The 23,384-nt window shown below is 58.4% G+C and carries 18 protein-coding genes; 7 read left to right on the top strand and 11 right to left on the bottom strand.

All coding sequences use genetic code 11. From position 1 onward, the window contains the following. Positions 1–98: 98 nt before the first annotated feature. Positions 99–2,213, top strand: coding sequence for a polyribonucleotide nucleotidyltransferase (pnp, locus tag H3Z84_RS07865; protein WP_206768872.1), 2,115 nt, complete (start codon positions 99–101; stop codon positions 2,211–2,213). A 97-nt stretch (positions 2,214–2,310) separates the two neighbouring features. Here pnp and H3Z84_RS07860 read toward each other — a convergent pair whose 3' ends face one another. From H3Z84_RS07860 to H3Z84_RS07850, 3 genes are all read right to left on the bottom strand, one after another. Then, entirely contained in the window at positions 2,311–3,186 is an 876-nt protein-coding gene (locus tag H3Z84_RS07860; RefSeq protein ID WP_199457080.1) for an alpha/beta hydrolase, read from the bottom strand. After that, on the bottom strand, positions 3,156–5,021 hold the full coding sequence (locus H3Z84_RS07855; protein ID WP_199457079.1) for a DUF4105 domain-containing protein: 1,866 nt from the start codon (positions 5,019–5,021) through the stop codon (positions 3,156–3,158). Before H3Z84_RS07855 ends, H3Z84_RS07860 begins: the two co-directional genes overlap by 31 nt. An 83-nt stretch (positions 5,022–5,104) precedes the next feature. Continuing rightward, on the bottom strand, positions 5,105–5,569 hold the full coding sequence (locus H3Z84_RS07850) for a DUF3015 domain-containing protein (protein WP_058341792.1): 465 nt from the start codon (positions 5,567–5,569) through the stop codon (positions 5,105–5,107). Between the two features lie 317 nt (positions 5,570–5,886). Here H3Z84_RS07850 and H3Z84_RS07845 point away from each other — a divergent pair, with 317 nt between their 5' ends. After that, positions 5,887–6,321 carry a hypothetical protein gene (locus tag H3Z84_RS07845; RefSeq protein ID WP_082641074.1) on the top strand — a complete coding sequence of 145 codons (435 nt, stop codon included), beginning with the start codon at positions 5,887–5,889 and terminating at the stop codon, positions 6,319–6,321. Between the two features lie 72 nt (positions 6,322–6,393). On the opposite strand, the gene H3Z84_RS07840 is transcribed toward H3Z84_RS07845, so the two are convergent. From H3Z84_RS07840 to H3Z84_RS07815, 6 genes are all read right to left on the bottom strand, one after another. Further along, positions 6,394–7,095 (bottom strand): ABC transporter ATP-binding protein, encoded by a 702-nt coding sequence (locus H3Z84_RS07840; protein ID WP_058341791.1) that lies wholly within the window; start codon positions 7,093–7,095, stop codon positions 6,394–6,396. Between the two features lie 9 nt (positions 7,096–7,104). Further along, positions 7,105–7,860: a high-affinity branched-chain amino acid ABC transporter ATP-binding protein LivG gene (gene livG / locus H3Z84_RS07835; RefSeq protein WP_022988285.1), complete on the bottom strand. Its 756-nt coding sequence runs from the start codon at positions 7,858–7,860 to the stop codon at positions 7,105–7,107. Positions 7,861–7,865: 5 nt separating this feature from the next. Further along, positions 7,866–9,137, bottom strand: coding sequence for a high-affinity branched-chain amino acid ABC transporter permease LivM (locus tag H3Z84_RS07830; RefSeq protein ID WP_058341790.1), 1,272 nt, complete (start codon positions 9,135–9,137; stop codon positions 7,866–7,868). Next, positions 9,137–10,060, bottom strand: a complete 924-nt coding sequence (gene livH, locus H3Z84_RS07825; protein ID WP_022988283.1) for a high-affinity branched-chain amino acid ABC transporter permease LivH — start codon at positions 10,058–10,060, stop codon at positions 9,137–9,139. Before livH ends, H3Z84_RS07830 begins: the two co-directional genes overlap by 1 nt. Before the next feature lie 98 nt (positions 10,061–10,158). Next, a complete protein-coding gene (locus H3Z84_RS07820; protein WP_199457078.1) occupies positions 10,159–11,271 on the bottom strand; it encodes a branched-chain amino acid ABC transporter substrate-binding protein in 1,113 nt (370 codons plus the stop codon). Between the two features lie 162 nt (positions 11,272–11,433). Next, on the bottom strand, positions 11,434–12,345 hold the full coding sequence (locus H3Z84_RS07815; RefSeq protein WP_199457077.1) for a TPR end-of-group domain-containing protein: 912 nt from the start codon (positions 12,343–12,345) through the stop codon (positions 11,434–11,436). A 203-nt stretch (positions 12,346–12,548) separates the two neighbouring features. On the opposite strand from H3Z84_RS07815, the gene H3Z84_RS07810 reads away from it, so the two are divergent. After that, positions 12,549–13,043 (top strand): MarR family winged helix-turn-helix transcriptional regulator, encoded by a 495-nt coding sequence (locus H3Z84_RS07810; protein ID WP_022988280.1) that lies wholly within the window; start codon positions 12,549–12,551, stop codon positions 13,041–13,043. Positions 13,044–13,288: 245 nt separating this feature from the next. Here the strand turns inward: H3Z84_RS07810 and lon are convergent, their stop codons facing one another. Beyond that, positions 13,289–15,739 (bottom strand): endopeptidase La, encoded by a 2,451-nt coding sequence (gene lon / locus H3Z84_RS07805; protein WP_094623631.1) that lies wholly within the window; start codon positions 15,737–15,739, stop codon positions 13,289–13,291. Positions 15,740–15,876: 137 nt separating this feature from the next. Between lon and trxA the strand changes: the two genes are divergently transcribed. Together trxA and H3Z84_RS07795 are read left to right on the top strand one after the other, a co-directional pair. Continuing rightward, positions 15,877–16,740 (top strand): thioredoxin, encoded by an 864-nt coding sequence (gene trxA / locus H3Z84_RS07800; protein ID WP_199457076.1) that lies wholly within the window; start codon positions 15,877–15,879, stop codon positions 16,738–16,740. A gap of 63 nt (positions 16,741–16,803) precedes the next feature. After that, positions 16,804–17,121 (top strand): hypothetical protein, encoded by a 318-nt coding sequence (locus tag H3Z84_RS07795; RefSeq protein ID WP_199457090.1) that lies wholly within the window; start codon positions 16,804–16,806, stop codon positions 17,119–17,121. Between the two features lie 77 nt (positions 17,122–17,198). Here H3Z84_RS07795 and H3Z84_RS07790 read toward each other — a convergent pair whose 3' ends face one another. Further along, positions 17,199–18,563, bottom strand: coding sequence for a KamA family radical SAM protein (locus H3Z84_RS07790; protein WP_199457075.1), 1,365 nt, complete (start codon positions 18,561–18,563; stop codon positions 17,199–17,201). A 488-nt stretch (positions 18,564–19,051) separates the two neighbouring features. On the opposite strand from H3Z84_RS07790, the gene aceE reads away from it, so the two are divergent. Both aceE and aceF read left to right on the top strand, forming a co-directional pair. Then, positions 19,052–21,715, top strand: coding sequence for a pyruvate dehydrogenase (acetyl-transferring), homodimeric type (gene aceE, locus H3Z84_RS07785; protein ID WP_058341781.1), 2,664 nt, complete (start codon positions 19,052–19,054; stop codon positions 21,713–21,715). 10 nt (positions 21,716–21,725) lie between these two features. Then, positions 21,726–23,375: a dihydrolipoyllysine-residue acetyltransferase gene (gene aceF, locus H3Z84_RS07780; RefSeq protein ID WP_199457074.1), complete on the top strand. Its 1,650-nt coding sequence runs from the start codon at positions 21,726–21,728 to the stop codon at positions 23,373–23,375. Positions 23,376–23,384 lie beyond the last annotated feature (9 nt).

Genomic DNA, 23,384 nt, shown 5'->3' with positions numbered 1-23,384 from the left:
CTGTTAGCTTTCAGACGGGTTGCCTTTCGGTTCACAGGTCAAGCTGCTGCAGTTGAAACCCGAGTTCATAACTGAAAAAGCAGGAGTTTATTGTGGATCTGCAACCACGTATTAAAACATTCGAAATGGGTGGCGAAACCTTCACCCTGGAAACTGGCCGCATCGCCCGCCAGGCCACTGGCGCAGTACTGGTCAGCTGTGGAGACATCTCCGTTCTGGGCACCGTTGTAGGCGCCAAAGAGCCCAAGCCGGGCCAGGGCTTCTTCCCCCTGACCGTGAACTACCAGGAAAAAACCTACGCCGCCGGTAAAATCCCGGGTGGCTTCTTCAAGCGTGAAGGTCGTCCGTCCGAGAAAGAGACCCTGACCTCCCGCCTGATCGACCGTCCGATCCGTCCGCTGTTCCCGAGTGGCTACATGAACGAAGTCCAGGTTGTGCTGACGGTTATGTCGTCCAGCAAGAACCAGGATCCGGACATCGCTGCCATGCTGGCTGCCTCTGCAGCCCTGGCCATCTCCGGTATCCCGTTCGACGGCCCGATTGGTGCTGCCCGTGTGGGTTACACCAACGAGAAAGGCTACTTCCTGAACCCGACCTTCGAAGAGCTGGGCAGCTCCCTGCTGGACATGGTTGTGGCCGGTACCGACGAAGCGGTACTGATGGTTGAGTCCGAGGCTAAGGGCCTGACTGAAGACCAGATGTTGGGCGCCGTACTGTTCGCCCACCAGGAAATGCAGACTGCCATCAACGCCATCAAGGAATTTGCTGCTGAAAACGGCAAGCCGCGTTGGGAATGGCAGCCTGAGGCAGAGAACACCGAGCTGCTGAACGCTATCAAGGCCGAGTTCGGTGGTGCCATCGAAGAAGCCTACGCGATCCGCGACAAGATGGCCCGTTACGAGCGTCTGGGCGAGATCAAATCTGCCGCCGTTGAAAAACTGGCCGGTGAAGAAGAAGGCCAGCCTTCCGAAGAGGAAGTGAAGAAGTACTTCGGCAAGGTCGAGAAGTCTGTGGTTCGTCTGCAGGTTATCGAAGGCAAGCCGCGTATCGATGGCCGTGACAACAAGACCGTTCGCCCGATCAAGGTCGAAGTTGGTGTACTGCCGTCCGTTCACGGTTCCGCCCTGTTTACCCGTGGCGAGACCCAGGCCATCGTAACTGCCACCCTGGGTACCACCCGTGACGTGCAGATCATCGATGCCCTGGAAGGTGAGCGCAAAGACCCGTTCCTGTTCCACTACAACTTCCCTCCGTACTCCGTAGGTGAAGCGGGCCGTATGGGTAGCCCGGGCCGTCGTGAAATCGGTCATGGTCGCCTGGCCAAGCGTGGTGTAGCCGCGGTTATGCCGACCATCGAAGAATTCCCGTACGCCATTCGTGCGGTGTCCGAGATCACTGAATCCAACGGTTCCAGTTCCATGGCTTCCGTGTGTGGTTCTTCCCTGGCTCTTATGGACGCAGGTGTGCCCCTGAAGGCGCCGGTTGCCGGTATCGCCATGGGTCTGGTCAAGGAAGGCGACAAGTTCGCGGTCCTGACTGATATCCTGGGTGACGAAGACCACCTGGGCGACATGGACTTCAAGGTTGCCGGTACCAAAGACGGCGTTACTGCCCTGCAGATGGATATCAAAATCCAGGGTATTACCGACGAAATCATGGAAATCGCCCTGGAGCAGGCCAACGCTGCGCGCCTGCATATCCTGGACGAGATGAACAAGGTAATCGCCGAGCCCCGCGCCGAGCTGTCTGAGCGCGCTCCGAGCATCACCACCATCAAGATCCATCCGGACAAGATCCGTGATGTTATCGGTAAGGGTGGCGCTACCATCCGTGGTATCTGCGAGGAGACCGGTGCTTCTATCGACCTGGATGACGACGGCAACGTGAAAATCTACGCCGCTGATGCCGCCGCCGCTCAGGCTGCTGTAAACCGGGTCAAGGAAATCACTGCCGAGATCGAAGTGGGCGCAATCTACAAGGGCCGCGTTGAGCGCATTGTGGACTTCGGTGCCTTCGTTAACATCCTGCCGGGTAAGGATGGTCTGGTGCACATTTCCCAGATCTCCGAGCGCCGTATCGAGAACGTGACTGACGAGCTGAGCGAAGGTCAGGAAGTTCTGGTTAAGGTTCTGGATGTCGACAACCGTGGCCGCGTTAAGCTGTCCATGAAGGAAGTTAAGGAAGGCGAACAGCCGACTGACTTCGCTGACTGATTTTTCAGTTAGTCAGTAACACGAAAACCCGCCTTCATGGCGGGTTTTCTGTTTAATAAGCTTTTATTTTTTTCGTGTGATTTTGTGGGTTTAGTGGCTAAAAATTCTTTTCCATAAACTCCAGCACCGCCTTCCTGTACGCAGGAATCACAAACGTCGCCGCATGGGGCGTATCCGTCCGCAAAAACTCCTTAGGCTGCTCCGCCGCTTCATACAACCGCACACCATGCTCGAACGGAATAATGCCATCACGCACGCTGTGGATAATCATCACCGGCACCGGTGACACACCGGCGATCCTGTCGGTGCCTTCGTAGTCATCCGGAATGGTCCAGCTCAGGGGGTACTGGAACGGCCAGGTGAGCCAGAACAGGCCGAGCTTCTCCCGGGCGATGTAGCGGAAGCCGGAGAAGGTGCCGTCGAGGATGAGGCCATTGAGTTCGGGTTGTTCGTTGCGCTGCACCCATTCGCTGGCGAGGGCAACGCCCAGGGCTCCACCGAGGCTCTGGCCCAGCAGGTAAAGCGGGCGCTTTTGTGTGTCTTCCTGTTCGATCAGCCAGCGCAGGCCGGTTTCTACGTCGTGCAGGGCGCCTTCTATATCGGGTGCGCCGGTAGACTGGCCGTAACCGCGATAGTCGAGGGTGAATACGTTGTAGCCTTGTTCTGGCAGCCATGCGGCGTTGAGGATGTGGGCGCTGACGTTCTGGGCGTTGCCGTGCAGGTAGTAGATGGTGCCCTTGGCGGGTTCGTCGGTGGGGGCAGGGAGCCACCAGCCGTGGAGGGTTTCGCCGTCTGTGGTGTCGAGGTAGACGTCCTCATAGTCCAGGTTGAGGCGATCCGGGGTGATGTAGGTGGTGTTGTCCGGGTAGAAGAACACACTGCTGCAGCCGGTTTGCAGCAGTGCGGTGATGGTCAGCAGGGCGACGATGGCCGCCCTGGGGTTCAGAAGTAGGCGTGCAGGCCGGCTTGCCATGTGCTTTGGTACCTGTCGAAGTGGTCTTCCCGGGTGAATTTGGCGAATACGCTGAACTCGCGGCCAATGTGCCAGTTGCCTTCGGCGTACAGCTGGTCTTGCCGGTGCTGGCTGCTGATGATCCAGGCCTTGGTTTTTGCGCCGGTCAGCAGGCTGAAGCGGTTGTTCTGGTGCAGCAGGCCGAGGTCTGCCCCCGGGGCGAAATCGTGGCCGCGGCGCAGGTCGTCATCGATTTCCACATCGGCGGTAGCAATGGCGAACGCCTGGGTATTCTGGCCAAGGCCCCAGCTGCCACCGGCTCCCCCTTCCAGATAGGGTGTGAGCACGCGGTCATCACCGGTATCGGTGCGGCGGCCACCGAAGCCCACCTGCCACGAGATTGGCGAGAAGAACGGGTTTCTCGGGCTCAGGGAGCGTATTTCCACCCCGGTGATCTGCTCTACCTGCAGTTCGTCGTTGTCGTGGTAGAGGCGGGCGTCGAGGCGCAGGAATTGCAGCTGCGCACCGGTGCGGTAACCGGCGGGCGGGTCCAGCACATCGTGGTAGGCGGGCCGGAGAGTCAGCTGGGTGAATTCGCTGTGGGCCATTTGGCCGGAGCCCAGGCTCAGGCGGAAAGTGTCATGGCCCTGGTCGTCGCGGATTTCAGGTTCCGGTACCTTGGGCAACTCTTCGGCGCCGTCAATCTGGCTGCGGGATACCAGCAGCTGGTGGGACAGCGGTGCCGCATGCTCCCGGGGCCAACCCTCGGCTTCGCTTTGGTAGCGCACGTAGTCGTAGGTGGCGTCCAGCAATTGGGCACGGTCGTTCTTCTCCAGCTCCCGGACTTCCGGGTCGTTCACATCCACATAGCCGTTGGCGACCGCAGCGGCGATGGTCCGGTGTTCAGGAGGCAGGCTGTCGAGGCTGTGGGCAACGGAGGTGGCGGCGGAGGGGCGGTAATGAATGCTTTCCACAAGCCCGGCATCCCTTACCCAGCGTACGGTGTCAGACGGAATGGCGTGAGTGCTTACTTCATCCAGCAGGTCTGTGCCCGGGCGGGCAGCGTCAATCAGTGCCAGCAGGCGGTAGGCACAGTTTTCGTCGAAGAAGTAATAGTCAAAGTTCTTGTCCTGAATCTCCCAGGTATGGGCCAGCAGCGTGTCGACCTCCGGCTGGGTGAGGTTCAGGGTGTATTCCCACAGGTCCCGGTGTTCGATGTCGTTGTACAGCCGGATCATTTCGTAATATGGCTGGATAGCTGTGATGCCCGGATAGCCTCCGAAGATTCCGCGATACGCAAACAGCAGTTCGCTGTCGTGTTCGGCGGCATCGGCTGCGTAGGAAATGGTGTTGGCCAGCAGCAGGTCGGTTTCTTCGTCGTCCTGGGGCGGGTCCAGCCGCAGGAAGGTGTGGCCGAACATGGAGGACGGGCTGTTCAGGTACGAGGCCGCAAACACCAGGGTGACTTTCTCGGTGTTCAGGGTCTCGGCCCATTCGTCGTAAGCCGGGCAGTCTACCGGGGTGTCCGGTAAATCCAGTTGTTCCCGCAACCAGGCATCCCGGGCCGGGAAGCGGCAGCGGGCATGGTCATCACCACCGCCGGGCTGGCGGATGGCTTCCAGGGTTGTCTGTAGTTCTGCTTCCGGTGAGGTTTTGCCATTCTCGCTCAGGAAAAACGCAGGATCGTCTGCCTGGCTGGTGAAACCGGAGCCCAGGGTATCCTGGTGGTAGTGGCCAAGCGTGAGCCACACCGGATGTTCGTGAAGGTTGTCGGGAATGGCGGCAAAGGTTGCCGGGGTTGCGAGTGAACATGCAAGCCAGAGTGCAGCCTGCCCAGTGCGCAAGGGGTAGCCCATGGGAATTGTTTACGTCCGGTTTAGATTGGTACGGCGATAGTGCGCCATCCATGGCGCGGGTTCAATCCTTTGGGTTTAGCCGATCAGGCGGCTACGTACTTGCTCAGAGACTCGTCCTGTTCCATCAGGGAAACGATGGAATCTACCGCTTCACCGGAGGTGGTGTCAGAGTTCGGGAAAATGGCTGCAAAGTTGTCTTGCAGTACTTTGCGGAAGGTATCACGGTCGGCTTCTTCTACACCCAGCAGAACGGCCAGGGTGTCCAGGTTTTCGCCGGAACCACGGGACATGTCACGGGCAACCTTGTCGATGTTGCTGTCCATGTACATAGCCATGGATTGCACAGACTGGTTGGTGGAGCAGCCCAGAGTACCGGTGGTCATACCGAAAGTCTGGTTGCCGAAGGTTCCGTTGGTGGTGGCGGCCAGTACGTGTGGAGCAATACCGGATTGGCCTTTCCAGATCATGGCGCCAACACCACAGCCAGGCTGGGCGAATGCCATGGAAGATGCGCCAAGAAGAATTGCACCTGCGATCAGTTTTTTCATTATCCACTCCTTTATGTGGTTTTTTGCTTCGTCGCATACCCTGCAACCGGAATTTCCTGGGTTGGCTGCAAGACAACGGCCCCGGCCGGTGCCGGTTTGGTTGAAGACCGTTACTACAAGTATAGATCAAAACTGGCTTGGGTAAATAAATCAGTGTATTGGAAGAGGGAAGGGTTGGCGGGGAGGCGTGGCGAAGAGGTTTCTTATGCCTAAATGTGATGGTTTTCTCAAAATTTAACCGATCTTGTCATAAGCAGGCGCTTTCAGTATAGTGCGCGCGGCCATGACGGCCGAGTAACAACACATGGAGAAGTTTTGTGAAAAAAGCACTGATTGCATCTACCCTTCTGGTAGCCGGCGCAATGTCCGGTTGTTCCTCCCTGAATGTCAGCTCTAACCCGGTTCCCCTGCATGGCAGCGTGACCACCGATATCAAGGCCGATATCGAAGTGGGTGAGAAGATTACTGGCAAATCCTCCGCAACCAAGATCCTGTTCTTCACCATGAGTGACGACAGCGAATACGCCGATGGCATGACCTACGGCAACGGCGGCGGCAGCGGTCTGGGGCTGGGTGGCCTGGATCCGGTTTCTGCGGTGAAGTCTGCTGCTGCCTATAATGCCATCAAAACCTCTGGCGCCGATGTGATTGTAGCTCCACGCTACATCGTAAAGAAGAATGACTATCTTGTTTACGGCACCATCGACGTAACCGTTGAAGGTTATAAGGGCACGATCCGCAGCGTAGAGTAACGGATCTGGCCATGCCAGAAAAAAGCCGGAGCAGGGCAGGACCTCTCCGGCTTTTGTGTTTTTCAGGCAGCCTTAACCCCCCAGGTAAGCCTCCCGCACCTCCGGGTTCGCCAACAGGTTTTTGCCGGTATCGTGCAGCCGGATACGCCCGGTTTCCAGTACATAGCCCCGGTCTGCCAGGTTCAGCGCCTGATGGGCGTTCTGCTCCACCAGGAAGACTGTAATGCCTTCTTCGCGCAGGTGACCGATGATCTCGAAGATCTGCTGGATGATGATCGGCGCCAGACCCAGTGACGGCTCATCCAGGATGATCATTCTGGGTTTGCTCATCAGTGCCCGGCCGATGGCCAGCATCTGCTGTTCACCGCCCGACATGGTGCCGGCCCTCTGGTGCTCCCGCTCTTTCAGGCGCGGGAACAGTTCGTACACGTGGTCCTGGCTTTTGCGGATTTCGGCCTTGGTGTTGAAGAATCCCCCCATGTGCAGGTTCTCTTCCACCGTCAGCCCCGAGAACACCCGCCGGCCTTCCGGCACAATGGCAATGCCGGAACGCATGATGTTGGAGGTGGCTTCGTTGGTGATATCGCGGCCTTCCAGAATGACCCGGCCGGCGCTGGCTTGCGGGTTGCCGCAAACGGTCATCAGCAGGGTGGTCTTGCCGGCGCCGTTGGCACCGATCAGGGAGACAATTTCGCCCTTGTTCACCTCCACAGACACCCCGTGCAAGGCCTCGATCTTGCCGTAGTGGGTATGAACGTTTTCCAGTACTAGCATGGTGTTTCCTCAGGCCTCGCCCAGATAGGCTTTGATCACATCGTCGTTCTGGCGGACTTCTGCCGGGGTACCGCTGGCCAGGGGGCGGCCCTGGTTGATCACGGTTATCCGGTCGGAAATGTCCATAACCAGGCTCATGTCGTGCTCGATCAGCAGTACCGACACGTTGTAGTCGGACTTCAGGCTGACAATCAGCTGGTTGAGGTCTTTGGTTTCGGCCGGGTTCAGGCCGGCGGCGGGTTCGTCCAGCATCAGCAGCTTGGGCTCGGTCACCATGCAGCGGGCAATTTCCAGCCGCCGCTGCTGGCCATAGGCCAGGTTGCCGGCTTCCCGGTTGGCCAGGTCCAGCAGGCCCACCCGGTCGAGCCAGTAGGTGGCCCGGTCCAGTGACTTCTGTTCCCGCTCCCGGTAGTTCGGGGTTTTAATCAGGCCTGCCAGCAGGTTGGTGTTCAGGTGCCGGTGCTGGGCCACCAGCAGGTTTTCCACCACCGTCATCTGGTTGAACAGCCGCACGTGCTGGAAGGTGCGCACCATGCCCAGCCGGGAGATCTTGTAGTCAGGCGTGCCCTGAATCTCCCGCCCTTCGAACAGGATCTTGCCGCCGGTCGGCTTGTAGAACCCGCTGATGCAGTTGAACACTGTGGTTTTACCGGCCCCGTTCGGGCCGATGATCGATACGATTTCCCGTTCCTGTACGTCCAGGCTTACCTGGTCGACTGCCAGCAGGCCGCCAAAGCGCATGGACAGATTGGATACTTCTAGCATGCCTGTCACTCCTGCCGTTTCAGTTCAATGTGAATCCTGCGCATGGGCATCAGCCCCTGCGGCCGCCATACCATCATCAGCACCATGGCCGCACCGAAGATCAGCATGCGGTAATCGGCAAACTCCCGGGCCAGCTCCGGCAGGATGGTGACCGCAATGGCGGCGAGGATAACGCCGATCTGCGAGCCCATGCCGCCCAGCACCACAATGGCCAAGATGATGGCGGATTCCAGGAACACGAACGACTCCGGGCTGATAAAGCCCTGCTTGGAGGCAAACACCGTACCGGCGAAGCCGGCAAAGAAAGCACCGATGGTGAAGGCGGAGAGCTTCACCGCCGTGCGGCTGAGGCCGAGCGAACGGGCAGCAATTTCATCTTCCCGCAGGGCTTCCCAGGCGCGGCCAACGGGCATGCGCATCAGCCGGCGAATCACCAGTGCGGTAATCACCGCCAGCACCAGGGCGATCAGGTACAGGAAGATCACCTTGTGCTCGCCGCTGTAGGCAATGCCGAAGGTTTCGTGGAAAGAGGTATTGCCTTCTTCCTTCACCCGCCGGCCGAATTCCATGCCGAACAGGGTGGGCTCGGGAATGCCGCCAATGCCGTTGGGGCCGCCGGTGACCGCCGTCCAGTTATTCAGCAGGATGCGGATGATTTCCCCGAAGCCGAGGGTCACGATGGCCAGGTAATCACCCCGTAACCGCAGCACCGGAAAACCCAGCACCAGGCCGAACAAGGCCGCCAGGCAGGCACCGATGGGCAAGGCCGCCCAGAAGCTGAAGCCGAAGTATTGCGATAGCAGTGCAAAGGTATATGCGCCGACGGCGTAGAAGGCCACATAGCCCAGGTCCAGCAGGCCAGCCAGGCCAACCACCACGTTCAGGCCCAGTGCCAGCATCACGTAGATCAGCACCAGGGTGGCGAGGTCTACCGAGCCGCGGGACACCAGGAACGGCCAGAACAGGGCAAATACCACGATGGCGGTGAGCACCCAGGATTCCAGCTTTGCCCGTTTGGCCTGGGGCATGGGCTCGCGCCCGCTCAGCGGGTTCAGTTTCGGCAGTTTGCCCAGGCTACCCATAATGCTGTCGCGGAACAGCTGGAAGAAAAACACCACGAACGCGGCCAGCACCACCGAGATCACGGTAGACGTGGTGGCGCCTTCCAGGCCCACCTTTGTGCCTTGCGCCACCAGGTTCAGGCCCAGAATGGGGTAGGCAATAATCAGCGTTACGATTGCGCAGAACAACGCATGTTTGAAGTTGGGGGTGGCCATCAGATCTTCTCAACCTCCGGTTTGCCAAGCAGTCCGGTGGGTTTGAACAGCAGGATCAGGATCAGCAGGCTGAACGACACCACATCTTTGTATTCACCACTGAGGTAGCCGGACGTCATGCTTTCTGCCACACCCAGAATCAGGCCGCCGAGCATGGCGCCCGGAATGCTGCCAATGCCGCCCAGTACCGCTGCGGTAAAGGCCTTCAGGCCGGCAATAAAGCCGAACAGCGGGTCAACCGAGCCGTAGTACATGCCCAGCAACAGGCCGGCCACCGCAGCCAGCGCTGCGCCAATCACAAAGGTGGCAGAGATGATGCGGTTGGTGTCGATACCCAGCAGGTTGGCCATGCCCAGATCCTGCGACACAGCCCGGCAGGCGCGGCCGATACGGGACCGGGAGATAAACAGGCTGAGAATGGTCATGCACACCAGGGTGGTGATAAAGATGGTGATTTGCATGTAAGACAATGAAAGCTGGAAGCCCTCTGCCGAACCGAAGCGGAAGCTGCCTTCCATCAGGGCCGGAAAACCGATGTTGCGGGAGCCCTGGGCCAGGTGCACATAGTTCTGCAGGAAGATGGACATGCCGATGGCGGAAATCAGGGGAATCAGCCGGTGCCGGCCTCGAACCGGCCGGTAGGCAACCCGTTCGACCGCCCAGCCCATGGAGCTGGACACAATCACGGCGCACAGCAGCGCGACAATCAGGATCAGGGGAAGCCAGGCAATGCCGAGGGTAGCCAGGCCGGTAATGGCAATAAGCGCGGTGTAGGCGCCAATCATATAGATTTCGCCGTGGGCGAAGTTGATCATGCCGATGATGCCGTAAACCATCGTGTAGCCGATGGCGATCAGGGCGTAGGTGCTCCCGATCGTCAGCCCGTTAATGAGCTGCTGAAAGAAATACAGGAGGTCTTGCATGGGTGTGGAGCTCCGAGAAACAGCGCCCAGAAAGGCACCTTCCCCCGGATCACGGCGGGAAGGTGCTCTCGTTTATACTGCAATTAAACGAATCTGGCTTAGTTTGCCGGAGTCTTGCTGCCGTCGGCGTGCCACTCGTACACAACAAATTCGAAGGCTTTGAGATCGCCGGCCTTGTCGTACTGTACGGTGCCGATCGGAGTTTCAAAGGTGCCGGAACGCAGGGCGCTGGCTACCTCGAACGGGTCCTTGGAATCCGCCATCTCGATACCTTCGGCAATCAGCTGAACCGCGGTGTAGGACGGCAGAACGAACGGGCCGGAGGGGTCTTCACCTTTCTCGGCGAAGGCCGCCACCAGTTCCTGGTTTTCTTCTTTCTGGTCGAACGCCGGTGGCAGGGTTACCAGAAGGCCTTCGGCGGCATCGCCGGCAATGGTGTTGATGTCTTTGTTGCCCACACCTTCAGGCCCCATGAATTTGGCATCAACATCTGCCTGGCGCGCCTGGCGCAGGATCAGCCCCAGCTCCGGGTGGTAGCCGCCGTAATAAACGTAGTCCACGTCGGCCTGCTTGATCTTGGTAACCAGGGAAGAGAAGTCCTTGTCGCCGGCGGTGATGCCTTCAAACATGGCGATTTCAATGCCGGCGTCTTTCAGGGTGTCGCGCACGGCCGTGGCAATACCTTCACCGTATTGCTGCTTGTCGTGAACCACCGCCACGCGCTCGGGCTTCTGGGCGGCAATGTAGTTGCCGGCAACCGGGCCCTGCATGCTGTCCAGGCCAATGGTCCGGAACACCAGCTCGTAGCCGCGCTGGGTGATTTCCGGGCTGGTGGAGGCCGGGGTAATCATCAGGATGCCTTCGTCTTCGTAGATGTCAGACGCCGGCTGGGTAGAGCTGGAGCACAGGTGACCCACCACATACTGAACGCCTTCGTTCACCAGACGGTTGGCGACGGTTACGGCCTGCTTGGGGTCGCACACGTCGTCCACTTCAACGGCAACGAGTTCTTCACCCATCACACCGCCGGCGGCATTGATGCGTTCGATGGCCATGCGTGAACCGGAGAACTGCATGTCGCCATACTGGGCTACGGGGCCGGTCATGGGGCCTGCAATACCAATCTTGATTTCAGCAGCAGCCTGGCCGGCAGCCATCAAGGCAACGGAGGCGCTTACAGCGGTAACGAGTTTCTTTACGGAGGTATTCATCGTGTTTTTCCTGTTTGTGTCAGGGTTATTCTTATGTTCTCAGAGACTTAAGAAACACCACCACCCGAGCCTTGTCAAGCATGGGAGCTGAGGCATTTGCTCCGGAACACAGCGTTGCTATTCGAAGTTGAAATAGCAAACGCCGTGCCGGTCTCCGGATGATTACGCGTCCGTGCTGTCGTCCTGGTCAATAAAGACCAGGTTCCTGAAAGTCTCGTGATCCTGCAGCTGTTCAAAACTCGGGTCTACCGAGGCGTCATCCCGGTAAGCCTCGGAAATGTCGATGGCTTTTTCCAGCGTGGCCACCGCATCTTCCCAGCGGCCGATCTCGGCATAGGCGCAGGCCAGCTGGTAATGGGCGTGGCCGTTATCCGGAGCCAGCTTCAGCGCCCGCTGGCACAGGCTGATGGCCCACAATGGCTCGCGCATTTCCAGCACCGCGTCAGCCTTGTAGCTCAGTGCCTCTACGTCGTCTGGTCGCAGGTCCAGAATCTGGTCGTAGGCAGCGATCTTGTTCTGCTGGGAGGTTTCCTGGCTTGCCTTCAACCAGAGCGCGTGCACCTCGTTGGTGCGCTCAATCTCCGCCTGGTTCTGGTGGATGATTTCAGACTTCTGCTGCAGTTGTTCCTCAATAAACTTCAGCCGCTGTTCGTATTCCACCACCAGTTCGTTCACCCGCTTTTCGGCCAGGCTGGTGAGCTGGTGGCGCATATCGCGGATGGAGTTCCAGCCGATCACCACCAGGATGGAGGTGGCACCGGCAATCAGGTAGAAGAAGTAGGTAACGGTATCGGTGGCGTAAGACATGGACTTGTCGGCCACGGACAGTTCTTTCTCTACCACCTTTTCGATCAGCTCGGCCCGGGTGTCCTGCATTTCCTTGCGCAGGGCCTTGGACTCGTCCAGCAGGTACAGCTCCACAAAGGGAGTGTACATGGGCTTTTCGAGGGTTTTGATGCTTTCCTCAACGTCTTCTGCGGTGAGCTCTTTGTCCGGCCCCAGTTGCTGCTGTTGTGCCTGGAGTGTGGTGGCGAAGGCGAGTGCAAAGACGAACGCTAGAAAGTACCTGATCATCAACCGTTTCCGTTTTCTGTTGCATGTATTGGCTAGCAGGTGATGACCTTAGCATAGTGGCTGGCGGAAATAATGCCGCATGGGGTGTTGAATGCAGCGGGCTTAAAGAACGCAAGCTAGGTAATATCCGCCACTTGCATTCTGTGGTGCGAAGACCTCTAATAATTAGAGGTATAAATAACTGGTCCTGAGTGGAGTAGGGTGTGAATAATTACGAGCAGGTGTTGGTAGCACTTCGGCGGGTTATCCGGGCAACGGATCTGCATTCCAAGCGGTTGAGCAAGCACGCAGGCCTGACCGGGCCGCAGCTTCTGATTATGCGCACCATCCGGGACTTGGGTGAGGTGACCATCGGCACCATTGCCGAGAATGTGAGCCTGAGCCAGGCCACGGTGACCACCATTCTGGACCGCCTTGAGTTGCGCAAGCTGGTGTACCGGGTGCGCAGCACCCAGGACAAGCGCAAGGTGCACGCCCACCTGACCGAAGCCGGCGCTGAGATCCTGGCCCGGGCTCCGAACCCCCTGCAGGAAGATTTCATCCAGAAGTTCCAGAGCCTGGCGGAGTGGGAGCAGACCATGATCCTGGCCTCGCTGCAGCGCGTGGCCAATATGATGGACGCCGACGACATCGACGCCTCGCCGGTACTCACCGTAGGCTCCGTCCTCAAAGACGACGGCTGGAAAGAAAAAGCCTGAGACGCAGTCTGGCAAGGGGTCTGTCCCTACGTGGACAGACCCCCATGGCACAAGGCTTATTCGGGCTCCCCTCCAAGGCACCCAACTTGGGCACCCAACCTGAAACCCATGGTGGCTGGTTGCGGGCGGGGTACAGGTTTTCTTTGGAAAAACAACTCGCTTCGCTCAGACATCTTTTTCCGGCAGAAAACCTGTACCCCACCCGCAACCGGCAGGCTTGTGAGTTATAGTCCGAGGCAAAAAAGTCAGTGCACCGAAGCCCCCTTCCTCGGCTTATTCCCAAAGCAAACCTGAAACACATCGTTATAGTGCTTCGCAAAGTTCACCGTAATCCCTTCCTTCAGATACTCTGGCAATTCCTCATAATCCCCCCGGTTCGCCTCCGGAAGTATCAGATTATTGATCTTCTGCCTGCGCGCAGCAATCACCTTTTCGCGAATACCTCCCACCGGCAACACCTGCCCGGTTAAGGTCAGCTCCCCGGTCATGGCGATGTTCTGCTGCGGGGCTTCTTTGCGGGCGATGGAGAGCAGGGCGGTGGCCATGGTCACGCCGGCGCTGGGGCCGTCTTTCGGGGTGGCGCCTTCCGGTACGTGCAGGTGCACGAAGGATTTGTCGAAGAAGGTCGGGTCGCCCTTGAACCGTTTCAGGTTGGACGACACAAAGCTGTAGGCAATCTCGGCGGATTCTTTCATCACATCCCCCAGCTGCCCGGTGAGCTTGAACCCGCGCTGGCTGGTGTGAACCTGTGACGCCTCGATGCTCAGGGTGGCGCCGCCCATAGCGGTCCATGCCAGGCCGGTGACTACGCCGGTGCCCTTCATGGATTTCTCTTTGCGGAAGGCGGGCTGGCCCAGGTAGTCCGGCAGGTCCGCAACGCCCACTTTTACCGGTTGGTCCGGGTTTTCCAGCAGTTTCACGATTCCCTTACGGATGATCTTGTGCAGCAGCTTTTCCAGGTTCCGCACGCCGGCTTCCCGGGCGTAGCCTTCGATCACCTGGCGGATGGCCGCATCGGTGATGTTCAGCTGTTTTTTCAGCAAGCCAGCCCGTTTCAGCAGCCGCGGCATCAGGTGGTGCTTGGCGATGGCGAGTTTTTCTTCGCCGATGTAGCCGGACAGGCGAATCACATCCATCCGGTCCAGCAAGGGCCGGGGAATGGTGTCCAGCTGGTTGGCGGTGCACACGAACAGCACCTTGGACAGGTCCATGCGCACGTCCAGGTAGTGGTCCAGGAATTCCTTGTTTTGTTCCGGATCCAGGGTTTCCAGAAGGGCCGAGGCCGGGTCGCCCTGGTAGGAGCTGCCAATCTTGTCGATCTCGTCCAGCATGATCACCGGGTTGGCCACTTTGCTGTCTTTCAGGGCCTGTACGAACTTGCCGGGCATGGCGCCGATGTAGGTGCGGCGGTGACCCTTGATTTCGGCTTCATCCCGCATGCCGCCTACACTGAACCGGTAGAACTCCCGGCCCAGCGCGTCCGCCACCGAATGGCCAATAGAGGTTTTGCCTACGCCTGGCGGGCCTACCAGTAACAGTATGGAACCACTCACTTCACCTTTGAAGGTGCCCTCGGCCAGAAACTCGATGATGCGGTCTTTCACATCACCCAAGCCGTCGTGGTCCCGGTCCAGAATTTTGCGGGCTTCGGCCAGGTCGAAGTGGTCTTCGGAATGCACGCCCCAGGGCACCTGGGTAATCCAGTCCAGATAATTGCGGGTCACGCCGTATTCCGGGGAGCCTTGCTCCAGCACCTGCAATTTCTGAATTTCATCTTTGAACCGTTCAACCACAGCTGCTGGCGGATTCAGCTTGGCCATGCGCTCTTCGAAGCGCTCCACGTCAGCGGTCTTGTCGTCTTTGGCGATCCCCAACTCCCGCTGGATGACTTTCAGCTGCTCACGCAGGAAGAATTCGCGCTGGTGCTTTTGAACCTTCTCGTTTACTTCCTCGTTGATCTCGGATTGCAGGCGCGCCACCTCCTGCTCCTTGCGCATGAGCAGTAATACCCGCTCCATGCGCCGAAGCAGGGGCACGGTATCCAGCACATCCTGCAACTCGCGGCCCGGGGCGCTGGTCATGGAGGCACCGAAATCCGCCAGCGGCGAGCTGTCTTCTGGGCCAAAGCGGGACAGATACTGCTTCACCTCTTCGCCGTACAGCGGATTGGTGCGCAGCAGCTCCTTGATGGCGCTGATAATGGCCAGGGTGTAGGCCTTGAGTTCATCGGCCGGTTCTTCCGGCTCCTCCGGGTATTCCACCTCCACCAGGTAGGGCGGGCGACGGCGGAGCCACTGAACAATCCTGAACCGCTGCATGCCCTGGGCAATAAACTGAACCTTGCCACCTTCGCTCTGGGCATGGTGAACCTTCACCGCGCACCCAATGGTTTCCAGGTCGTCGCTGGCGGGAATGCCGGTGTCGGATTCCGGATCTTCCACAAAGCAGATACCCAGAACCTTGTGCTCGGTTTCACCCACCCGCTTCAGGGTCTCCTGCCAGGGATTCTGGTTGACCACCACCGGCTGCACCTGGGCCGGGAAGAACGGCCGGTTAGACACCGGCAGTACATACATACGCCGCGGCCTGGCCTGCTGCGGCAGGATCAGGCTTTTGCTGTTCTCGTCTTTGCCGATGTACTCGGTAACGTCGTCTTCAAATTCTTCCAGGGAGTCTTTGCGGTTCTCGTCATTCATACCGTGTTGCTCTCAGGGCTGAGTGGTTAAAGACCTATGTGACGACGAAAGCCAGGTTTTCAAGCTGGCTTGATTTTTCTGCTGCCGGCTCCATATCTTTAGGCAATTTTATTCATTCTGGTTCAGGTTCCCGACTTATGAGCAACTCGCCGTATATATTCGACGCCACCGCCGACAACTTTCAGCAGAAAGTGATGGAAGCCTCCGCCACCACCCCGATTTTGGTGGACGTATGGGCCGAGTGGTGCGCGCCCTGCAAACAGCTGATGCCGATTCTGCAGAAGCTGGCGGAGGAGTATCAGGGCAACTTCCAGCTGGCCAAGGTGAATGCGGACGAGCAGCAGGAGCTGACCGCATCCCTGGGCGTGCGCAGCCTGCCCACCATCATTCTGGTGAAGAATGGCCAGGCGGTAGATGGCTTCAACGGTGCCCTGCCGGAAAGCGAAATCCGAAAGGTACTGGAAAAGCACATCGAAGCCCCGGCGGAAGACCCGTATGAAAAGGCCCACGCCTTGTGGGACGCTGGCGATGTAGACGGTGCCCTGGCGATCCTCACCGAAATGAACCAGAAAGACCCGGAAAACCTGGATGTGCTGATCGACCTGGCCCAGCTGAAAGCCGAGCAGGGCGATCTCGACACCGCCGAGCAGGTACTCAACAGCCTGCCGCCGGAAGAGAAACTGCAGCACAAGGCCAAGCAGCTGGCGGCCAGGGTGAAGTTCCTCAAGCAATCTGGCGAACTGCCGCCGCAGGCCGAGCTGGAAGCTAAACTGGAAGCCAATCCGAAAGACCCCGAGGCTCTGCACCAGTTATCCCTGCACATGGTGTTACAGGACAAGAACGCCGAAGCCATGGATCTGCTGATTCGCCTGATGCAGGCAGACGGTGCTTATAAAGACGGCATCGCTAAAACTACGCTGGTGGAGCTGTTCGAGAAGCTGGGGAATAACAATCCGGATGTGCGGGCTTACCGCAGGAAGTTGTATACCTTGATGCACTGACCCGGTCTGCCGGAACCGAGCCGGGTGGTTGCATCACCGTCTGGCTCTGATAATGACCTGAAGATGCTCAAACTCCCGCCCCAGCCCGACGACTGTGAACTCTGCCAACGCCCCGTTGCCGGGCTCACCCGTCATCATTTGATTCCCAGGCACCTGCACAGAAAGAAACGCTTCCAGAAGCTGTTCAGCAAGGAAGACATGGTCACCCGCACGCTCTGGGTTTGCCGACCCTGCCATAACGCGATTCATAAGGCTTGCTCGGAGTGTGAGCTTGGGTTGTATTACAACAGTTGGGATAAGTTGATGGAGCTGGAGGAATTGATGGTATTCGTGGAGTGGATTCGGGACAAGCCGGAGGGGTTTGTGCCGAAGGCTCACTGATCATCATGATCTATTTGTATTGCACAAAAAACCGGGCGATTTGCCCGGCTCTCTGGATTAGCTGAGTATCACCTGATTCAGGCATTACCCTGCTTCATCGCCTCAAACTCATCCTCAAAGAAGAACTTCTCCTCCCCAAAGGCGGGCTCCAGCTCATGCAGCCAGGTGGCCGTTTCGCTGTACTTGGCAAAGAACGGGCGCTGCACCCAGTCCGGGTTGCGGCCTTGCAGGAAGCGCAGCACGAACACCTTTTCGCCTTTGACCTCGGTGATGCCCTGGATCTCTACCTTGCCGGGGCCGGCGCTCATGCTGGGGCCGCGGGCGGTGCGGGCCAGGCCGCTGACCTGCTTCATGGCTTCGCGGTAGATGTTGTAGGCCTCGGCCAGGGGCACCTCGAAGTAGTTCTTGGCACCGGTGTCCCGCTCTACAAACATGTAGTAGGGGATAATGCCCAGCTTCACTTCTTTCTTCCACAGCTTGGCCCAGGCTTCGGCATCGTCGTTGACGTGCTTGATCAGCGGGCCCTGGGCGCGGATTTCGGCACCGGTGGCGCGGATGCGGCGGATGGCCTCTTCTGCAATCTCGGTGGTGATTTCCTGCCAGTGGTTGTAGTGGGCCATGATGGCCACGTGCTTGCCGGCATCGACCAGCTTGGCGAACAGCTCGATCAGTTCATCCGCGTCCTTGTCGGTCACGAAACGGTACGGCCAGAAGGTGAGGGCCTTGGTACCGATACGGATGGTCTGGATGTGGTCGAACTCCGGCTGCAACAGTGGCTCCAGGTACTGCACCAGGTTCTTGGTCTTCATCACCATGGGGTCGCCACCGGTCACCAGCAGGTCGGTCACTTCGGTGTGCTCCTGCAGGTAGCCGTGCAGCTTCTCTGCATCGGTGCTGGCCATTTTCAGGTCTTTGTCACCGACAAACTGCGCCCAGCGGAAGCAGAAGGTGCAGTAGCTGTGGCAGGTCTGGCCCTGGGACGGGAAAAACAGCACGGTCTCGCGGTATTTGTGCTGTACGCCGTCCAGTACTTCGCCATCCAGCTCCGGCATGTTCATTTCCATCTGGCCGGCCGGGTGCGGGTTCAGCTCGTCGCGGATTTCCTTGGCGGCGGCCTGGATGTCCTTTTTCTCTGCGCCTTCGCGGTGCAGCTTGGCCATGCGCTCGTAATGTTCGTCTTTCAGCATGCCTTTTTGAGGGAAGACAAGCTGGTAGATGGGGTCGTTTGGTACCTTGTCCCAGTTGATCAGTTCGTTGATCACGTATTCGTTAACCCGGAATGGCAGCACGCTGGCTACCACTTTCATCTCGAACAGGGTGTCTTCAGGGAGATTCTGGATCGCCTCAATTTTATCGAGCTGGCGGTCGGTAAAAACCTTGAACCGGCGTTCCTCGAATTCCTGAACCGGGATGCGGTTCGGAAAGGTGACGATGGAGTTCATAGATCGCCCTCTGTTGTGTGTCGGAAAATCAAAAGGAGGGGTGTTTTCCTCCTTCACTGGTCAAAAATCGGGCAGGCAAGTATACATAAATCGCAATTCATTTTCAGGTCTAATTAATAGTAGAGATTCCTGACGCTGCTCAGTGCCTTTAAAAGTGTCAAATTGCATGGATTGGTGGCGTTTTTCGGCTATTTTCGCCAAAAATTCTTTAAGGTCAGTGTTTAGTCAGGCGATGGAATTATCGTTGGAAGTACGTGTGAGACATTGGTCTGAGAGCGTCTTGTTCCTGCCATCGGAAGTGGTCATTATTACGTAACTAATGCTAATTAAAGTACTTTCAAACGCCTGTTTGTTTGTTTTCGGGCGCCGTTTTGTAGTAAAAGTACGAAAGTTTTATTCCTGAATGCTCTTCTGTCGTTCAGCAGGAAAAATGCCAGAGCTGTTCTATGCTTGTGAGAGCTTAAATTGTTCCCGAGGGGGAGGGTTTGATGTACCGCGATGATGATCCCATTGAAACCAGCGAATGGCTTGACGCACTAGAGTCGTTAATCGAAAACGAAGGCGTCGACCGTGCCAAATATATTCTGGAGCGCTTGTCTGAGCGCGCCAGCCGGGACGGCACTGAGCTGCCGTATTCCATTACCACGCCGTTCCGCAACAGCATTCCCGTTACCCAGGAATCCCGGATGCCGGGTGACCTGTTCATGGAGCGCCGTATCCGTTCCCTGATTCGCTGGAACGCCATGGCCATGGTGGTGCGGGCCAACAAGCGCCCGGGTGACCTGGGTGGCCATATCTCCACCTTCTCTTCTGCAGCCACCCTTTATGATGTGGGCTTCAACTACTTCTTCCACGGTGGTGGCGACGAACGCGCGTCAGACCTGGTGTATTTCCAGGGTCACGCATCGCCCGGTATCTATGCCCGTTCCTTCCTGGAAGGCCGCTTCAGCGAAGCGCAGTTGGACAAGTATCGTGAAGAGGTAGACGGCGATGGCCTGTCTTCCTACCCGCACCCCTGGCTGATGCCGGATTACTGGCAGTTCCCGACCGTATCCATGGGTCTGGGGCCTATCCAGTCTATCTACCAGGCCCACGTCATGAAGTACCTGCACAGCCGTGAGCTGATCGACATGGACGGCCGCAAGGTGTGGGCATTTGTGGGCGATGGTGAGTGCGATGAGCCGGAAACCCTGGGCTCCATCTCCAAGGCCGGCCGCGAGAAGCTGGATAACCTGATCTGGGTGGTTAACTGTAACCTGCAGCGCCTGGACGGCCCGGTTCGTGGTAACGGCAAGATTGTCCAGGAGCTGGAAGGCGTGTTCCGTGGTGCCGGCTGGAATGTGATCAAGGTGGTCTGGGGCCGCATGTGGGATCCGCTGTTCGAGAAAGACGAAGACGGCGTGATGCAACGGGCCATGGACGAGATCTGTGATGGCGAGCTGCAGAACCTGACCTTCAAGGGCCCGGCTTACACCCGCAAGGAGTTCTTCGGCAAGCACCCGGAGCTGGCCAAGCTGGCGGAGGATATGTCGGATGAAGATATCCAGAAGCTGAACCGCGGCGGCCACGACCCGTACAAGGTATATGCGGCCTACCACAAGGCGGTGAACCACGCGAACGGCAAGCCCACCGTGATTCTGGCTCACACCATCAAGGGTTATGGTTTCGGTGCAGCGGGCGAAGCCCAGAACACCGCGCACTCCCTGAAGAAGCTGGACATCGATACCCTGAAATCCTTCCGGGATCGCTTCGGTGTGCCCCTGAAAGACGAAGAGCTGGAAGACGTCCCATACTACCGCCCGGCGCCGGACAGCCCGGAGCTGGTGTACATGAAGAAGCGCCGGCAGGAGCTGGGTGGCTTCTATCCCAAGCGCAACAAGGATTGCCAGCCACTGCAGATTCCGGAACTGGATATCTTCAAGCAGGTGCTGGAAGGCTCCGGTGGCCGTGAAATCTCCACCACCATGGCGTTCGTGCGCATCCTGACCGCGCTGGTCAAAGACAAGCGCATTGGCAAGCGCGTAGTACCCATCGTGCCGGATGAAGCCCGTACCTTCGGTATGGAAGGCATGTTCCGCCAGCTGGGTATCTACACCGCGGAAGGGCAGAAGTATGTGCCCCAGGACCGCGACCAGATCATGTATTACCGGGAAGACAAGAAGGGCCAGATCCTTCAGGAAGGCATCAACGAAGACGGTGCCATGTCTACCTGGATGGCCGCGGCTACGTCCTATAGCACCAACAGCTTCCCGCTGATTCCGTTCTACGTGTTCTATTCCATGTTCGGCTTCCAGCGCGTGGGTGACCTGGCCTGGGCTTCCGGCGACATGCAGGCCCGAGGCTTCCTGATCGGCGGTACCGCCGGCCGTACCACCCTGAACGGCGAAGGCCTGCAGCACCAGGACGGTCACAGCCACGTACTGGCCAACACCATTCCGAACTGTAAGGCCTACGACCCGGCCTACGGTTATGAAATGGCCGTGGTGATCCGTCACGGTATGAAGGAGATGTTCGAAGACAACCAGAACGTCTTCTACTACCTGACCATCGAGAACGAGAACTACGAACAGCCCGCCATGCCGAAAGACTGTGAAGACGGCATCATCAAGGGCATGTACAAGTTCGAGTCTGTAGAAACCAAGGGCCGCAAGAAGAGCCCACGGGTTCAGCTGCTGGGCGCCGGCTCGATCATGAATGAAGTGCGCGCCGCCGCACAGATGCTGAAAGACGACTGGGGTGTGGCTTCCGATGTGTGGAGCGTGACCAGCTACAACGAACTGGCCCGTGATGGCCAGCACGTGGAGCGCTGGAACCACCTGCACCCGGACGACAAGCCCCGCAAGGCCTACGTGACCCAGTGCATGGAAGATGCGCAGGGCCCGGTAGTGTCGTCTACCGACTACATCAAGCTGCACTCCGAGCAGCTGCGGGCATTCATCCCGAAAACCTACATGACCCTGGGCACCGACGGTTTCGGCCGCAGTGACACCCGCGAGAAGCTGCGCAGCTTCTTCGAAGTGGATCGTTACTACGTGGCGGTAACCGCGCTGGCAGCCCTGGCCAAAGACGGTGAAATCAAGCAGGAGCAGGTTCTCGAAGCTATGCGCAAGTACGGAATCGATCGCAACAAACCGAACCCGGTGCTGAGCTAAGGAGACCGCTATGAGTGAACAGGAAATCAAGGTTCCCGATCTTGGCGGTGCAGATGAAGTCGAGATCATCGAAATCATCGTCAGCGAAGGGGACTCGGTTGCAGAAGAAGATCCGATTCTGACCGTTGAATCTGATAAAGCCTCGGTAGAACTGCCGGCCCCGGCGGCCGGCAAGATCACCAAAATCACCGTGAAGGTGGGTGATAAGGTGAAGGAAGGTGATGTTATCGGCATGTTGTCGGCCAGCGGAGACGCTGGTGGCTCTGACGATGCGGAAGAGGACAAGCCTGAAGAAAAGGCCGAGGAGAAATCCGAGGCCAGGTCTGAAGACAGCAAGCCTGCGCCCAAGAAGAAAAAGTCTGGCGGCTCCCGCACCGAAGTGGTGAAGGTGCCTTCGCTGGATGGCTTCGACGACGTGCCGGTGATCGAAATCAACGTGGCCGAAGGCGACACCATTGGCGAGGATGATCCGCTGGTGACCGTGGAGTCCGACAAGGCCACCATGGAAATTCCGTCACCCTACGCGGGCAAGATCGGCAAGATTCTGGTGAAGGAAGGCGACAAGCTCTCCGAAGGTTCAGACCTGCTGGAAATGACCATTGAAGACGATGGTGAGGATGAGGGCGAAGCGGAAGATTCCGGTGACAGTGCCAAGGCCGAAGGCCAGGCCAGCAAGCCGGAGAAGAAAGATAGCAAGCCCGAAGCGGCCCCGCAGCCGCAAGGTTCTACCTACGAGCCGCCTGCACCGGGCACCAAGGTTCATGCCGGCCCGGCGGTGCGCAAACTGGCCCGGGAACTGGGTGCAGACCTGACCCGTGTGAAGGGCTCCGGCCCGAAAGGCCGCATCATCAAAGATGATGTGCACGCCTACGTGAAGAGTCAGTTACAGCAGGCCCAGCAGGGCGGCGGCGTGGCGGTTGGCTCGGGCATTCCGGGCGTGAAACTGCCGGACTTCAGCCAGTTTGGTGAGATCGAGCGTGAAGGCATGTCCCGCATGATGGCGGCCACGGCCACCAACATGCAGCGCAGCTGGCTGAACGTGCCCCACGTAACCCAGTTCGACGATGCCGACATCACCGAAATGGAAGCCTTCCGCAAAGGCCAGAAAGCAGCCGGCGAAAAGCGTGGCGTGAAAATGACCCCGCTGCCGTTCCTGCTCAAGGCCTGCGCGGCGGCACTGGCGGAACTGCCTCAGTTCAATGTGTCCCTCGACATGGAGCGCAAAGAGGTGGTTCGCAAGAAGTACATCCACATCGGTATTGCGGTGGATACGCCTCATGGCCTGATGGTTCCGGTGATCCGGGATGTCGACCAGAAAGGCCTGTGGGAGCTGGCGGCAGAAAGCGCCGAGCTGGCCCAGAAGGCGAGGGACAAGCAGCTGAAGCCGGCAGAAATGCAGGGCGCCTGCTTTACCATCACCAGCCTGGGCGGCATTGGCGGTACCGCGTTCACGCCGATTGTGAACACGCCGGAAGTGGCGATCCTGGGTGTCTCCAAGGCTTCTATGAAGCCGGTGTGGGACGGCAAAGAGTTCCAGCCGCGGCTGATGCTGCCACTGTCGTTGTCTTACGACCACCGTGCAGTTAACGGGGCAGATGCCGCCCGGTTTACCAACCTGCTGACGCAGCTGCTGGGGGATATTCGTACGCTGCTGCTGTAGTCCTGAATT

The organism is Marinobacter sp. bablab_jr003, assembly GCF_016464245.1.
Taxonomy (GTDB): Bacteria; Pseudomonadota; Gammaproteobacteria; order Pseudomonadales; family Oleiphilaceae; genus Marinobacter; species Marinobacter vinifirmus.
The sequence above is the reverse complement of the archived record's forward strand: the minus strand, read 5'-3'. Positions and strand labels throughout refer to the sequence as shown.